Here is a 14,884-nt window from a genome sequence, read left to right on the forward strand (position 1 = left end):
GTGTCATGCTTACCAAGCTCTAACGATAACCTTACAAATCACTTACAGAAGCCTAACAAAAAGAAGCCTAGCATCTTGTTACATGCCAGACTTCTTTGAACATACCGCTATGCTTGATGGACCGGCAGCGTGAACCAGAACTGACTCCCGCCCCCGCCTGTCGCTTTATTTCTATCGACGCCAATTGTGCCGCCATGCAGCTCTACAATCGATTTAGCAATGGCCAAACCGAGCCCAGCCCCACCGCTTGATCTTGTTCGAGATGGATCAGAGCGATAGAACCGATCGAAGATTCGTTCTTTATCTTCTTCCACAATACCGTGTCCTTGATCTGTGATAGACAGTTTTACGAACTGCTCTGTTACATGCTCCGCCCGAATATCTATCATTCCGCCAACAGGCGAATGCCGAATCGCATTATCCAAAATATTAGCAAGCACTCGTTTCATTTCCTGCGGCATAATGGCAACTGGCGGTAATCGCTCAGGCAGATCGACTTCAACCTGCATTTCTTTTTCCTCTAGTTGAAAAGCTAAGCTTTGCAACCCATCCACAAGAAAATGATCCACATGGTATAGCTCAGGCGTGAACTCCGTACCACCTGCATCTAGCTGTGATAACTTAAACAGTTCTTGAATTAGCGCATCCAATCTCCCTGTTTCCAGTCGAATCGTTTGCAAATACCGCTCGAAAGTCGGCTTATCTGCAATCACATCATCCTGCAAAGCTTCAACAAAGGCTTGAATAGAGGCCATCGGGGTTCGCAAATCATGTGATACATGGGCTACAAGCTCTTTGCGGGAGGCTTCAGCTGACCGAATTTTACCGAAACTTTCATTTAATTTGGCCGTCATCTGATTAAATTGCGCCGCTAGCCGCTGGTATTCTAAGGGACCAATTAGCGGTACTTTACCTTTGAAATCCCCCTCCGCAATATGCGTGGTTTCCTGAGTAATGGCTTTAATCGCTTTTTCCAAAGGTCTCGTCATGACAAAATGAACGAGCATGGAAACGCCAGCCGCACCCACCGTTACGGTTGATAAGAGCACAACATCTTTCCAATTCAACAGCATGTATCTATAACATATAAATAAGCTAAGCAGGATCATCCCTGTACTTACACCGCTTGCGATAAGCAGATATAACCGAAGCTTCATGATGGCTCCCTACCCTCAAATTTATAGCCGATTCCCCATACCGTCTTAATAAATCGTGGTTGAGACGGGTTCGCTTCTATTTTCTCCCTTAGCCTGCGAATGTGTACAGTGACCGTTGTGGTGTCGCCATAATAATCCACATCCCACACTTTATTAAGCAGTTGATTTCGTGAAAAGACTTGCTCTGGATGCCTGACAAATAAATGCAGCAACTCAAACTCTTTCACGGTCAATTCGATTTCCTTCTCATTCACACGCACAGTGCGGTGTAGGACATTGAGCTCCAGTCCTGGAAATCTCATAATATGCGAAGGCGTCACCTCCGCCATCTCTGGCAACACCAGCTGATTGCGCTGCTGCCTACGTAAAATAGCCTTCACGCGCAGCACCAGCTCACGAGGCGAGAAGGGTTTCGTCATGTAATCATCTGCTCCCATTGTTAACCCCATCAAGCGATCCATTTCATCCCCTCTCGCCGTTAACATAATAATGGGCACGTCCTGCTCGTTGCGAATTTCTTCGCATACCTGCCAACCCGTCGTGCCAGGCATCATGAGATCAAGCACGATTAGCTCCGGATTATGCTGCCTCCATAGTCGAAGAGCCTCATCCCCGCCTTCAGCTGTCATGACTTGATAGCCTTCCCGCTTCAAATATACGGAGCATACATCGGTTATATTAGTCTCATCATCAACAACGAGAATGAGTGAATTCATCCTTATAATCTCCCCTAACGACGGAATGACGTTCAATACTGTTTTTAAGTATACCTCATAACAGGGAGCTCAAAGCTTACAGATATCTTACAAATAGGTTGAACATCATGCCTTTCAAGCAAAAGAAAAAGGTCAAATCGCGTCGCAACGGATTTCACCTTCATGAGTATGTATAGTTGAATTTAGCCGCCAATACGAATCTTGCGGTATGTATCGATAAACGATAGGACATCGACCCGTTTCCCCCTCTTTTTAGCTACACGAGCCATTTTCACAAGGGTTGTCCAGAACTCATCTAGCACAGGTGATTCAAATCCTTCTTCATTTGATTCTTGCGTTAACTTATGTTTGTTTTTGTAGGAAGTGCCTTCATCCGAAATAAGGTACTGAATTTGACTTTTTTTCCATTGCTCACCCGATACATAACTGACACCCATTTCACGCATTTTTTTGCGGACCGATGTAACAGGACGTGATAATTCTCTAGCAATGACAACTGGTGGACACTCCGAGGAAAGGCGAATTAGTTTGTCCAGTTCTTGAGTGGACCATGGTTTTTTAGTCATAGCAATAAACCCCATTTCGTAAATATGAATGTTTCATTTTGCCTATTCTTGGTGAAGTACTAAAGGTATAATCAGAGAATAGCAATGAAATGTTAAGTAAGTATGAGTTAACCATAATGAAAGTATGAAGACATAACTTTTTCGCTATTTTTTTTACAAATATGTCAATGGAGGGTGAAAAACAATGAAAAAACACGTAAATGGTACCGAATTGTTCGTTCAAGATCAAGGTCAAGGAGCTCCTGTTATCCTCCTTCACGGTTTTCCCTTGGATCACCGGATGTGGCAATCACAAATCGAGGCATTGTCCGCAAACTACCGCGTACTTGCACCTGATTTCCGTGGCATGGGTCAATCCGATTTGCCAGTTACGCCAATGTCTCTCACACAATATGCGCAAGATATTCTCGCTCTTATGGATGAATTACGGATAGAAAAAGCCACCCTCGGAGGCTTTTCCATGGGCGGCTATGTCGCTTTTGCTCTACTTCGTCTAGCACCTGAACGCTTCTCAGCGTTGATTCTAGCCAATACACGTCCCGAGCCAGATGGCCAAGAAGGACGGAAAAATCGCATGAACATGGCTGTCTCTCTGTATGACAAGGGAGCCGCGGCCGCTCGAAATGCCATGCTTCCTAAACTTGTGACAGAAGCCACAGTTCAAGAGCAGCCGCAGCTGATCGATTCACTCAAAGTGATCATGGACAGCATGCCAGCCGAAGGTCTTGTCCACGCCAGCATCGCGATGGCCTTCCGCGCGGACTCGGTTGGCCTCCTGCCTACCATCTCTGTGCCAACCCTCGTCATCGCTGGCGAACAGGATGCAATCGCGCCGCCGGATGTTATGAAGTCTATGGCTGATCAGATTCCAGGCGCTAACTTTCACGTCATTCCTTCTGCTTCCCACTTAACACCCATGGAGAAACCGGAAGCCTTCAATGATCTAGTTCTTGCCTTTCTGAAGGAAGCTTCGCTTAAATCAATGGACTACCGCTCGCCTTCCTAACAGAAGCTAAGCTTTAACCAGTTGATTCATAACCATCACGGCAGCTCCAATGGCTAATGCTTCATCACCAAGCTGTCCTTTGCTGAAAACAACCTGATAGGCGGGGTAATAATAAGTCTTACGAATCGCAACCTGCGTTGCTGTCTGGAAGAACAATTCCCCGCCTGTTATCAATGGCCCCCCGATGATCACTTTCTCCGGGTGCAAAATATTTAATAAATTCGCCAGGCCGATCCCGAAATAGGTCGCAGCCTCCGTCACGATCTCCACGGCTAGGGGATCATTTTTTTTGAGCGCCTCCATAATATGCTGGTAAGTAACCTGCTCTGGATCCTCAACCATATGTACTAAAACGGTAGATTTCCCTTGTTTCAAGGCAGATTTTGCAGCCTTCTCTATCGCATACAGCGAAGCGTAAGATTCCAAAGCACCATAATTGCCAGCTTGGTTACGATGGGCAACACCATCGGTTTGAATGATCATTTGCCCCACAGAGCCTTCCATATCGACCGCCCCATAGATAACCTTGCCTTCTGATACCATCGAGGAACGTAAGCCTACGCCAGCGTGAATATAAAGGAGATGCTTAAAACTCCGGGTCCGTTGGTGCCAGGATTCCGCCAGAATCGCTGTGTTCGCGCCATTGTCCAACAGTGCAGGAACTTGCAGTTCTTCACTCAACCACCTGCATATGTCCACATGTCTCCATCCACTCGCCGGGAAATAAGAGGGTTCCAGAATAACTCCGGATACTCGGTCTACCGGTCCCACTGCTCCAATTCCTATTCCCAACACCTGCGAAGTTTCGATGCCATGGTGAGCTATCATGCGCTTCGCTTCCTGTACAATAAGGGGAAGCAGTACACCTGGAGTCATAACTTCTGTCATTGCCCAACTCTTCGTTTCCAGCTTGTTCATCCCTAGATCTACAAGTACGAGCTTGGACAAGGTTCTCGAGATTTCCAAACCAAATATATAAGCATAGGCCGGATTCTTCTCATACAAAATCGGCCTACGCCCGCCCGTAGATGCACCAAAGCCGGATTCTAATATAAGTCCCTGACTCGTTAACTCCTCTAGAAGTCGCGTTAAGGTCGAGACCGTCATACCGCTTTGGTCTAATAAATCTATTTTCGAAACCGTCGTTTGACGTGTAATCAGCTCGTAAACTTCCTTGGCTTTACGGTTCGAAATTCGCTCTGTAATAACGTCTACATTCAAAAGAAGCAGCCTCCAATGATAATCTTTCTCATATGCTTCGCCATGAAGGAATCATTATCCTGCTTCTTAGTGTATCCTTAGTCCTTGGAGCCAATCATTAGGGTGTAACCCATATAAGGATGATACTTGTTGACCAGCTCATCATACCGAGCCGTGATCTGCCATACACGGGGATCCATGAAGGATTGTCGATCAGATAAATGAACAGGATCTGGATGCTGAACCTGATCTTCGAACATCGTTAATGGGAAGGGATGGATGCCTGTCGAAGTGACGGTACTGAATTTATTGCTCTCCAGCAGATCTTGCCACTCTTCCAGCTTATAGATCTTACTCACCCCATAGAAGCTGCATAACGCCCTATGAATGCCTGTTGTCATATCTTTTACTTTAATCACTTCACGGTCATATAGCTTTCCTTCTGGTTTTAATACCCGATAGTACTCCGACACAGCTTTCTGAGCGTCTGCGAAGTTCGTAACAGATTCCACCATCACGACATCGAAAGAATCTGCATCGAATGGCAGCTGACAAACATCACCAATCAGGAATTTCACCTGGGTCCCCTGTTTCTCCGCTCTGATCTTGGCTTTGTTGATCATCTCCGGACGTATATCGATGGCGGTGACATCACAGCCCTGCTCTGCCAAATAACAGGCTGTTCTACCTGTTCCGCAGCCAACTTCCAACACCTTTTTCCCTTTGTCGATCGGATATTTCTTCAGTTGCTCAATGGTTTCTCCAAATCCCCCGGGATGTGCGTTTCCTATCCCGAGCTTCGCTAACATATCCAAGTAATCGATAGCCCTTACACCTCCGCAATGGCATTACGTTCTTTTTCTACCATATGGAAGGCTACTGTCACTTGTTCAACTTCTCGCTATCTTTTTACAAAAACAGGCGCTAGCCCAAAAGTCGTGATTATCCCTATAGATTTAGGCGAAACACCCAAGCAAATCGTGACATCTCTCCATAGGATAGTATTGTCTCTCATTCGCTTCTGCGGAAGAGCATTCCTAGAGATGGGGGGTGACATAAATGGGTGTTGCTGTAGGTGCTGGTTCTTGTGCAGGTTTTGGTGGTACGTCGTCCGCTGCAGTTGTTCTTGTTCTGTTCGTTCTGCTTGTTATCGTAACAATGACTTTTGTTTGGTAATTAGTCATAGATGCCCGCAAACAAAAGGAGCCAAGACTCATTGCTGAGTCTGGCTCCTTCTACATAGAACGTTTTATTTCTTCGAAGCTGCTAAGAAAGCATCCAATTGCTTTTGCTTTTCAGCAATGATTTTATCAATGCCTGCTGCTTTCATTTTATCTTGATATTTCGGCAAGGAAGCATCCATATCCACAGAACCCGTATCCATCGCTGCATCGAATTCTTTACCTACGTTAACTGCGGCAGCCACTTGTGTTTTAACTGGCTCGGAGTCGAACGTAAAGCCTAGACCTGGTGATTTTTTGCCCGATTTATTGAACTCTTTGAATTTATCCCATTTCTGTGGATCTTCATTATCGTATAGGTAGTTCAAGAATTGGTTACCGAACTGCCATGCAGCACCTGGAGCATAATTTTTGCCTGCGTCTGTTGCTTTAATAATGTTGTCCGACACTTTCGTGTAGTGCGTACCTTCGATACCGAAGTTGATCAAATTGTTCAATTGTTTATCCGTGTGCAAAAGGTTAATCACCATCATCGTACGAGCTGGATCCTTGGAAGTTACGGAAATACCCAACATGGAACCCGCTGTGTCGCCAGTGGAAATGGTACGTGGTGTCAGCTCGATTTGACCAAGCTTGCCTACCAAGTTCGTTGCATTCGCAAGCTCACTATCTTTACCTGGTTTCAAAGAAGAAGTAATCATGAACACATTACCAGACTTCAAAGCATCTTGACCCGACAATTGTGTCGTAGCCGCATCCTTATTGATATATCCTTTTTGCATAAAATCACGTGTTAATTTCAAAATTTCCTTATAACGCGGTTGATCCCATTTAGGAATCACTTTTGTATCTGTGCCATCTTTCATAATCACACCTGGAATTGTGCTGTCACCCAGATAGTCATACTGCGCCAAATAGTGTGCATTTAGGTTATCCCCGTCGCGAAGGAAGAAAGCTGTCATTTCTGGCTTTTTCTCTTTGACTGTTTTTAGTACATTAGCCAGATCTGCCATCGTCTTCACAGTCGTCATATCAATGCCTAATTCTTTGGCAATATCGGCACGATACACAACCCCACCGGAAGCTGCGAGTTCTTTATTCGTTGGAACACCATAGTTTTTGCCGTTGATTTTAGCACCTTGCAAGAACGCTGGATCCAAGGAGTCTGTGATTCCTTTTCCATATTGCCCAATCAAATCATTCAGCGGCATCAACGCGCCTTTACCCACATTGACAGCGTGACCATTCCATTGTGCTGTGAAAAGGATATCGAACTCTTCACGGGAAGCGATCATTAAGTTCGTTTTGTTATCCCATTGACCCCAGTCGATTGGCATTAATTTGATCGTTGCATTGATTTTTTCTTTCAAAACCTTGTTCATAGCGTCTTCTACTTTAGCTTGATCCGGTTGTGGTGTACCAGGGTAGACTAGTTTCACTTCATAAGGCTTCAAATCCGTTGTAGCTGCTTTCGTCGCAGCAGGCGCTGTACTTGTTGCTGGTGCTGCTGTAGCACTTGCTGCAGGCTCTGGTGTGCTCTTCGAACAGCCCGCCAAGGTGAGTGATAACGAAAACGTTAGGGTAAGAAGTGCAAGAGTGCTTTTTTTCAAAGCTTTCATTGATGGATTGCCTCCCTTTATCTCAATTCTTCTTCTATGCTAAACCAGTCTACACTGGTACAAGCCTTGGTTAACTATCCTTTTATTGCACCAACCGTTAGGCCTTTCTTAAAATACTTCTGGAAGAATGGATACGCGAACACGATCGGTCCAATTCCTAGTACAGCCATCGCCATACGGACTGTTTCCGTTGGTAGTTGTAGCATGCCCCCTGCTTGGGATAAACCTTGACTTGCCTGCACATTCGAAGTTAAGAACTGAATATCCAGCATTGTTTTGTACATCATGAACTGTAGATTGATGTTTTTGCTGCCAGAAATGAACACCAGACTCAGGAACCAGTCATTCCAATAGTTCAGCACCTGAAACAAACCAACGGAAGCTAATACCGGTAAGGAGAGTGGAATAATGATTTGACTGAAAATCCGAACCTCACCGGCTCCATCAATCTTCGCTGCTTCGATTAAGGGCATCGGAATTGAATTCGCAAAGAATGTCCGAAGCAATAGGACGAAGAAGGCCGAGACTAGCAAGGGCAGCATAAGTGCTGCGATCGTATTTTTCAAGTCCAGCATCTGGGTATAGACAAGATACCATGGAACGAGCCCACCATTGAATAACATCGTGAAAAACATGAAGAAGGAGAAGAAACTTCGATGTGGAAAATCACTTCGCGAGATCGGATACGCATACAGTGACATCATCACTAAACTAATCGCTGTTCCAACCGTTGCTAGAAAGACTGAGATTCCGAAGGAGCGTAAGATTTGGTGCCAATCCTTGAACATGAACTTATACGCTTCCAAACTCCAAGCTTCAGGTATGAAATTGTAGCCATGTATGAGAACTCCCTTTTCATCTGAAAAGGATACGATGATAACCAACACCAGAGGCATTATACAAGCTGCGGTATAAATCCAGAAGAACACGTTAACCAACAAATTCGCTGTAGGCGTTAATTCATTTGGTCCTCGTTTCCTGGCTATCCGTTGTTTACGTACTGAAATTGCTTCACTCATGACAGCCACTCCTTCTTAAAATAGTGCGTTCTCTTTGCTTACTTTTCTTACAAATAAGTTCGTAACTAGAACAAGTAGGAAACCTACAACGGCTTGGTACAAGCCTGCTGCCGATGACATTCCGATATCCCCCATCGTCAGGAACGTTTGATACACATACGTATCAATAACTTGTGTGGTCGGAAATAAAGCGCCTGCATTTTTGGTTACTTGGAAGAATAGGCCGAAGTCCGCATAGAAAATTCTACCTACTTGAAGCAGTGTCATCGTGATCATGACCGGCATGATCAGCGGAATCGTAATCCGTTTAACTTGCTGCCATTTATTTGCTCCATCGATTAATGCCGCTTCATAATATTCATGATCAATCCCAATAATGGCTGCCATATAGATGACCGTATAGTACCCAAGATTTTTCCATGTGTTCACAATCGGTAGAATGACCGTCCAATATTTCGACTCCGTATACCAGTCAATCGGCTCTATGCCTAATTTAGGCAGGAGCACCGTATTCACGAAACCATGCTCAGCTCCCAAGAAAGCATATACCAGATAGGCTACACACACCATGGAGAGAAAGAAGGGCAGAAACATCGTGCTTTGATGAAACTTCGATAGAAATTTGCTGCGCATCTCATTAAACATAATAGCCATTGCAACAGCGATTACCAAATTCAATACGATGAAAACCAGATTATACGAGATCGTATTTCGAGTAATGACCCACGCAACCTCACTAGAGAACAAATACTTGAAATTATCGAAGCCCACCCATGGACTTCCTAGAATCCCTTTTGTGTAATTCACATTTTTAAAAGCAATCAGAACGCCCGCCATTGGAATGTAGTTGTTAATGATGAGCAGCAGTGCTGCTGGTGCCATCATCACATAGAAGATCCAGTATTTGCGAACCGTCCATAGAAAATTTGATTGAACCCTAGTTCGTTTCGTAGTACGTATAGGGGCTGCCTGCGCTGCCGTATTTGACGTATCGTTCATCGTTTATTTTGCTCCCCTCTCCATTCAATCCGCTTGCTTCCTCTCTCTTATAGGTTCATTGTAAATTGTTTGGAAATAAATCTCTATCTGCGTAGTGACCGAATAAGCACTTCTGTGACATTCGTCTAGACGTTGCCATCTCTCCCTGAAAACACAAAAAAGCTACCCATTCTTGGGTAGCTTTTCCATACCATCTTATGTTGTTCAGTACCCCTGAACCCATGCCTCAGAACCTCTTCAGCCCTGAAAGTTCTTTCGATACTCCTGAGGCGAAAGTCCTGAATACTTCTTAAACATTTTCGCGAAAAAGGAAAAGTGCGAATATCCCGTTTGCTCCGCTACATAGCTGATCTTATCGTTGGTTTCCGCAAGCAGCTTCATTGCTTTCTCCATCCGAACCTTCAAACTGTACTCCGAGATGGAAAGCCCCGTTTCTTTCTTAAATAAACGCGATAAATAGGCTGGGTTGAGAAACACAGAAGCCGCCAATTCCTCTCTGCTGAGCTCTTCCTCCATATGTTCGTCAATGTACTGGCATACCTTCGCAGTAACCGCTGAGACGCCTTTCAGATGGCTATTCATGTAGTCACAGCTTACGGTAGCGATTCGAACCGCCCAATTCCTCAGTTGATTTAAAGAACGCGTTGCGCTGCTATAGTCCTGTAGCTCTTGATGAGGGAGCATATCATGTACAGCTAATCCTTTTTTGTGCAAAACATGATACACCACATGCAACAACCCATAATAGAAAGCCTCCACCGTTTCGGAGCCCACGTCATTAGTCTTCTGTAGACGATCAATATTCTCCTGTATGCGAGCTACCAGCTCGGCTTTCTTCCCTGATTCAAGCAGCACGATCCAGTCGGAGAAGGTTGGCGCCTGCGGCTTGTTCATAAGCGGTTGATCCGTTTCATTGTCCAAAAGCACACAGTTACTTTTCGTCACATTGTTCCGCTCATTTTGAAAAAGATCCGCCACCTTCGCCGTTAGCTTAAGTAAAGGCGTTTGCTCGCCTACATAGCAGGACAAGCTGCACTGGAAATAACGGTGACAAGCACTAATATAAGCCTCACACTTCGCTTTGATGTCAGGTAGAGATAGTTCGCTTCCTTCACCTACATACAGAAGAACCAAAGATGAGCCATTCTCCTGAATCACACATCCAGCCTGCTCTACAACAATGATTTCAGCAGCCGCTTTCCTAATCGCATACTCCATAATCTCTTCATCTCTTGCATTCAGGTCTTCCTTCCAATGCTCGACACTTATTAGGATAGGTAAGATCCTACTCGTCATATCCAAGGGAATTTCATACATCTGGAAATTGCGAGTCAATCGCTCCTCATTGGCAGGTATTTTCCCGCTCAACAGCTCCTGCCAAAACTTCTCAACCAACGTTGGCAGCTCATTGACCCAGTGACTATAATACGTCTTATAGGTTTCATGAAAATCTAACTGCTCCTGATCTTCTTTAATCTTCTCAATGGCGAGCTTCACAATATCTTGCAATCGATCGTGATCCACTGGCTTTAAGACGTAATCAAAGCTCCCTAAACGAACAGCCTGCTGCGCATATTCGAAATTCGCATGACCCGTTAAGAAAATTGTCTCCGTTTGCGGCGAATGCATACGTACCCACTCCTGCAGCTGCAAGCCGTTGCTACCTGGCATTTCGATATCCGAAATCATGATATCAATTCGATTCTGAGATAACACCTGCTTTGCTTCATTCACATCCAGCGCTTCAAAAATCTGGCCAATCGGAAACGCCTCCCAATCGATCCCCACTGTGATTCCTTTTACCGCGATCTTCTCGTCGTCCACAACCAATAAGTTAAACATCCTTTTCCGTCCCTTCCACAATGGGGGTGTGAAGCGGCAGCCTAATCTGAACCAAGGCCCCTCTCTCCGGCTTATTCAGAAATCTCAGCGCAACTCTGTTCCCATAATTCATTTGCAACCGATGCCGTACATTCCAAATCCCAAGGTGGTCATCACCCGATTGGTCCAAATACTGAGCTGAGTTTAATTGCTGCAGCATTTCTGGTTGAAATCCATTCCCGTTGTCACTAATCGACAAGAGAAAGAACTCCTCAGGAGCTTCAGGATCTTGCTCAGCTTTCACTTGAATGACATACGTACCGTACTGCTTCGTAAACCCATGGATCACGGCATTTTCTACAAACGGCTGTACAATAAGCGGAGGAATAGCGTATTGGCTGTATGTCTCTGGTAATTGAAGGTCAAACGTCAGATTGTCCGGATATCTCATGACTTGAATCTCCAAATAGTTGCGAATATGATCGATCTCATCCTTCAGTGTCATTGTTGTCCGATTCGTACGCATAATAAAACGGAAATAATCGGCCAGATGCAGTGACATCTTCTGAACGGATTTCGTATCTTTTAACGCCGCGAGGTTATAAATGATATTTAAACTGTTCATATAGAAGTGTGGATTAATCTGCACCTGCAAATGCTTGAATTCAGCCTGCTGTACGCGAATCTTCTCTTCATAGACGGAAATCTTCAGATTCTCAATCTGATCCACCATGTTATTAAAAGTAGCGATCAGAAAGGCAAATTCCGTCGAACTGCCTTCATGTAACCTGACTGACAATTCCCCTTGGGCAATCTTCCTCATACCTCGTATTAATTGCATCAACGGCTTGAATAAGATGCGTTGCACGTAGAGGAGATAGATACCTAGTACAAAGGCTCCGCCCAATGGTAAAAAGTAAATCAAAAGCTGCAAATATGGCAAATTCTGCAGCATATTTTTCTCGGCAATGATGAGTTCAAATTCTAATTCTGCATGTGAGGAAGCTTCCCGCACAATCAAAAACTGCTGATCAAGCTCCTTATCTTTGACAATTTGAAAGCCAGAGCTTTTGGGTGCAATTTGATCGCTGATGTTCTGATACCTTTGTAACGGGAAATAGTTGTTTGCTAACGTTATCCCGTCTGGAGACACCACAGTGGTTCCTCCACCTTCGCCTGTGTCCCACTTACTTAGTGGCTCAACCATGCTGCTCATTTTAATGAGAATGCCGCCTGACAGCCCTGCGCCCAAATCCTTATTAATTTTCATCAAATAGTGGTCGCCGTTCGCTGCCTTCATAATGAGCCAGTTGCCATTCGAGCTGTCATTCGGACGGCTCTTCGAATTTTCCACGATGAATTGTTTCACTGTCTGAACACGATCATAGTAATACGTATTTTCTCTCGTTGAAACTAACAGATCTTCAGTAGTAGCTGAGAAAACAAAAAACGTATTCACTAAGTTGTATATATCCAACTGTCGGGTTAACTTATTGAACAAGCGCTGCTTTGCTAGCACATAATCATCCGATTCCAAGGGGTACAAGTTCATATTAATCACATCAGGATCACTATAGAGATGAAACAAATAATTATCGAATTCTTTGAGTGTATTATCCGTATCCTCCACGTACTGCTGCAGGAGCTTATTATAGTTTTGAGAAATTTGATCCCTCACCACATTCATGGAATACACATTATTAAAGATCAAAAACAAAACCAAGGGAGCAACCACCAGCACAAACCCAATAAAAATCTTAAACCTTACCGAATTCACAATATTCAAAGGGTCCCCGCCTCATACGTCATATTTGGGAATGAACTTCCATTGTAAGCGTTCCCTTCCTATTTTACTATCTGTAAAACACATATACATAGCATTTTAGATACAAAGTGTACGAAGCACATCGATCCCTCTTCTGTTCCGAAAGTGAACAAAAAAAAAGCCCATGAAATCAAATGATTTCATAGACTTTCTTTGTTCGTTATACCGGCAAGAGGACTCGAACCTCCACCCTTTCGGACTCGATTTTGAGTCGAGCGCGTCTGCCATTCCGCCATGCCGGCATAAACTTGTAAAAACAATGGTGCCGAAGACCAGACTTGAACTGGTACGGTAGTCACCTACCGCAGGATTTTAAGTCCTGTGCGTCTGCCGATTCCGCCACTCCGGCTTATAAATTTGTGGAGGCGCCACCCAGATTCGAACTGGGGGTAAAGCTTTTGCAGAGCTCTGCCTTACCACTTGGCTATGGCGCCTTAGTAATAATGGAGCGGAAGACGGGGATCGAACCCGCGACCCTCGCCTTGGCAAGGCGATGCTCTACCGCTGAGCCACTTCCGCATATAAAACTGGGGATCAAGGATTTGAACCTTGGCATGACGGAGTCAAAGTCCGTTGCCTTACCGCTTGGCTAATCCCCATTATGTTGCTTTGGTAATAATGGGCGGACGACGGGACTTGAACCCGCGAATGCCGGATCCACAAACCGGTGCGTTAACCCCTTCGCCACGACCGCCACAATATTAAGTTTCTTGCATTTTTGGCAGGGGCAGCAGGAATTGAACCCACACCAAAGGTTTTGGAGACCTTTGTTCTACCCTTAAACTATGCCCCTACAAAAAGGAAAATGGAGGCTGATGGATTCGAACCACCGAACTCGAAGAGAGCAGATTTACAGTCTGCCGTGTTTAGCCACTTCACTAAGCCTCCACAAAGCAATGGTGCCGTCGAGAGGACTTGAACCCCCAACCTACTGATTACAAGTCAGTTGCTCTACCAGTTGAGCTACAACGGCTTATTTAATTTAAATGGTGGCTTTGGACGGAATCGAACCGCCGACACGAGGATTTTCAGTCCTCTGCTCTACCGACTGAGCTACAAAGCCTAACTAAATTTTGTAATAATAATGGCGGAGCTGACGGGATTCGAACCCGCGGTCTCCTGCGTGACAGGCAGGCATGTTAGGCCACTACACCACAGCTCCACATGTATTATTTGGTTGCGGGGGCAGGATTTGAACCTGCGGCCTTCGGGTTATGAGCCCGACGAGCTACCGGGCTGCTCCACCCCGCGTCATTAAGTATATGTCACGTTTCCTATTAAATCAAGTCTTTCATAAGGAAAAGTGATGGAGGCTGACGGGATCGAACCGCCGACCCTCTGCTTGTAAGGCAGATGCTCTCCCAGCTGAGCTAAGCCTCCATGGGAAGTAAAAATGGTGACCCGTAGGGGACTCGAACCCCTGTTACCTCCGTGAAAGGGAGGTGTCTTAACCACTTGACCAACGGGCCTTACTAGAAAGATTGTGGCGGAGAGAGAGGGATTCGAACCCTCGAGACGCTTGTGACGCCTACACGATTTCCAATCGTGCTCCTTCGGCCAGCTCGGACACCTCTCCATATGGCTCCCCGAACAGGACTCGAACCTGTGACAACTCGATTAACAGTCGAGTGCTCTACCAACTGAGCTATCAGGGAATAGAAACATTGAATCTTTCAAGGATTTATTCCTTGAAAACTAGATACGAAACTTCAACGTAAAGTCTTATTAGGTTTTCTAGCAGAGAGACTTTAATCTTCGATTAAAGATCCCTATAT

Annotated in this window: 12 protein-coding genes and 16 tRNA genes; 2 read left to right on the top strand and 26 right to left on the bottom strand. The window is 45.0% G+C overall.

Going from position 1 to position 14,884, the window contains the following annotated elements; translation table 11 throughout:
- Positions 1-107: 107 nt before the first annotated feature.
- From GC096_RS05560 to GC096_RS05570, 3 genes are all read right to left on the bottom strand, one after another.
- Positions 108-1,157, bottom strand: coding sequence for a HAMP domain-containing sensor histidine kinase (locus GC096_RS05560; RefSeq protein WP_171629286.1), 1,050 nt, complete (start codon positions 1,155-1,157; stop codon positions 108-110).
- On the bottom strand, positions 1,154-1,873 hold the full coding sequence (locus GC096_RS05565) for a response regulator transcription factor (protein ID WP_171629287.1): 720 nt from the start codon (positions 1,871-1,873) through the stop codon (positions 1,154-1,156). The genes GC096_RS05560 and GC096_RS05565 overlap by 4 nt, the downstream gene beginning before the upstream one ends.
- Before the next feature lie 182 nt (positions 1,874-2,055).
- The gene (locus GC096_RS05570) at positions 2,056-2,439 is read right to left on the bottom strand and encodes a hypothetical protein (RefSeq protein ID WP_171629288.1); all 384 of its coding nucleotides are present in this window, start codon (positions 2,437-2,439) and stop codon (positions 2,056-2,058) included.
- Between the two features lie 184 nt (positions 2,440-2,623).
- Between GC096_RS05570 and GC096_RS05575 the strand changes: the two genes are divergently transcribed.
- Positions 2,624-3,445 (top strand): alpha/beta fold hydrolase, encoded by an 822-nt coding sequence (locus GC096_RS05575; protein WP_171629289.1) that lies wholly within the window; start codon positions 2,624-2,626, stop codon positions 3,443-3,445.
- Positions 3,446-3,451: 6 nt separating this feature from the next.
- Here the strand turns inward: GC096_RS05575 and GC096_RS05580 are convergent, their stop codons facing one another.
- Positions 3,452-4,666: an ROK family protein gene (locus tag GC096_RS05580; protein ID WP_246302591.1), complete on the bottom strand. Its 1,215-nt coding sequence runs from the start codon at positions 4,664-4,666 to the stop codon at positions 3,452-3,454.
- A gap of 77 nt (positions 4,667-4,743) precedes the next feature.
- Complete coding sequence (locus GC096_RS05585) at positions 4,744-5,454, bottom strand: class I SAM-dependent methyltransferase (RefSeq protein ID WP_246302597.1); 711 nt, start codon at positions 5,452-5,454, stop codon at positions 4,744-4,746.
- 250 nt (positions 5,455-5,704) lie between these two features.
- Here GC096_RS05585 and GC096_RS05590 point away from each other — a divergent pair, with 250 nt between their 5' ends.
- Complete coding sequence (locus GC096_RS05590; protein WP_171629291.1) at positions 5,705-5,821, top strand: MYXO-CTERM sorting domain-containing protein; 117 nt, start codon at positions 5,705-5,707, stop codon at positions 5,819-5,821.
- Between the two features lie 73 nt (positions 5,822-5,894).
- Here GC096_RS05590 and GC096_RS05595 read toward each other — a convergent pair whose 3' ends face one another.
- From GC096_RS05595 to GC096_RS05695, 21 genes are all read right to left on the bottom strand, one after another.
- A complete protein-coding gene (locus GC096_RS05595) occupies positions 5,895-7,445 on the bottom strand; it encodes an ABC transporter substrate-binding protein (protein WP_171629292.1) in 1,551 nt (516 codons plus the stop codon).
- 74 nt (positions 7,446-7,519) lie between these two features.
- Positions 7,520-8,464, bottom strand: a complete 945-nt coding sequence (locus GC096_RS05600) for a carbohydrate ABC transporter permease (protein WP_056618820.1) — start codon at positions 8,462-8,464, stop codon at positions 7,520-7,522.
- A gap of 15 nt (positions 8,465-8,479) precedes the next feature.
- Positions 8,480-9,463 carry an ABC transporter permease gene (locus GC096_RS05605; RefSeq protein WP_171629293.1) on the bottom strand — a complete coding sequence of 328 codons (984 nt, stop codon included), beginning with the start codon at positions 9,461-9,463 and terminating at the stop codon, positions 8,480-8,482.
- Between the two features lie 237 nt (positions 9,464-9,700).
- The gene (locus GC096_RS05610; protein ID WP_171629294.1) at positions 9,701-11,305 is read right to left on the bottom strand and encodes a response regulator; all 1,605 of its coding nucleotides are present in this window, start codon (positions 11,303-11,305) and stop codon (positions 9,701-9,703) included.
- Positions 11,298-13,061, bottom strand: coding sequence for a sensor histidine kinase (locus tag GC096_RS05615; protein WP_312886197.1), 1,764 nt, complete (start codon positions 13,059-13,061; stop codon positions 11,298-11,300). The genes GC096_RS05610 and GC096_RS05615 overlap by 8 nt, the downstream gene beginning before the upstream one ends.
- A gap of 211 nt (positions 13,062-13,272) precedes the next feature.
- Positions 13,273-13,351, bottom strand: a tRNA-Leu gene (locus GC096_RS05620).
- An 18-nt stretch (positions 13,352-13,369) separates the two neighbouring features.
- Positions 13,370-13,458, bottom strand: a tRNA-Leu gene (locus tag GC096_RS05625).
- A gap of 11 nt (positions 13,459-13,469) precedes the next feature.
- A tRNA-Cys gene (locus GC096_RS05630) sits at positions 13,470-13,543 on the bottom strand.
- Positions 13,544-13,553: 10 nt separating this feature from the next.
- A tRNA-Gly gene (locus GC096_RS05635) sits at positions 13,554-13,628 on the bottom strand.
- A gap of 8 nt (positions 13,629-13,636) precedes the next feature.
- Positions 13,637-13,708: transfer RNA gene (locus tag GC096_RS05640), tRNA-Gln, on the bottom strand.
- 22 nt (positions 13,709-13,730) lie between these two features.
- A tRNA-His gene (locus tag GC096_RS05645) sits at positions 13,731-13,803 on the bottom strand.
- A 25-nt stretch (positions 13,804-13,828) separates the two neighbouring features.
- Positions 13,829-13,902 (bottom strand) — tRNA-Trp (locus GC096_RS05650).
- A 13-nt stretch (positions 13,903-13,915) separates the two neighbouring features.
- A tRNA-Tyr gene (locus GC096_RS05655) sits at positions 13,916-13,997 on the bottom strand.
- Positions 13,998-14,006: 9 nt separating this feature from the next.
- Positions 14,007-14,082, bottom strand: a tRNA-Thr gene (locus tag GC096_RS05660).
- Positions 14,083-14,096: 14 nt separating this feature from the next.
- Positions 14,097-14,172: transfer RNA gene (locus tag GC096_RS05665), tRNA-Phe, on the bottom strand.
- A 22-nt stretch (positions 14,173-14,194) separates the two neighbouring features.
- Positions 14,195-14,271 (bottom strand) — tRNA-Asp (locus tag GC096_RS05670).
- 12 nt (positions 14,272-14,283) lie between these two features.
- A tRNA-Met gene (locus GC096_RS05675) sits at positions 14,284-14,360 on the bottom strand.
- A 56-nt stretch (positions 14,361-14,416) separates the two neighbouring features.
- Positions 14,417-14,489 (bottom strand) — tRNA-Val (locus tag GC096_RS05680).
- 14 nt (positions 14,490-14,503) lie between these two features.
- Positions 14,504-14,578 (bottom strand) — tRNA-Glu (locus GC096_RS05685).
- A 15-nt stretch (positions 14,579-14,593) separates the two neighbouring features.
- Positions 14,594-14,685 (bottom strand) — tRNA-Ser (locus GC096_RS05690).
- 3 nt (positions 14,686-14,688) lie between these two features.
- Positions 14,689-14,764 (bottom strand) — tRNA-Asn (locus tag GC096_RS05695).
- Positions 14,765-14,884: the final 120 nt, after the last annotated feature.

The organism is Paenibacillus plantarum (assembly GCF_013141695.1).
Classification (GTDB): Bacteria; Bacillota; Bacilli; order Paenibacillales; family NBRC-103111; genus Paenibacillus_E; species Paenibacillus_E plantarum.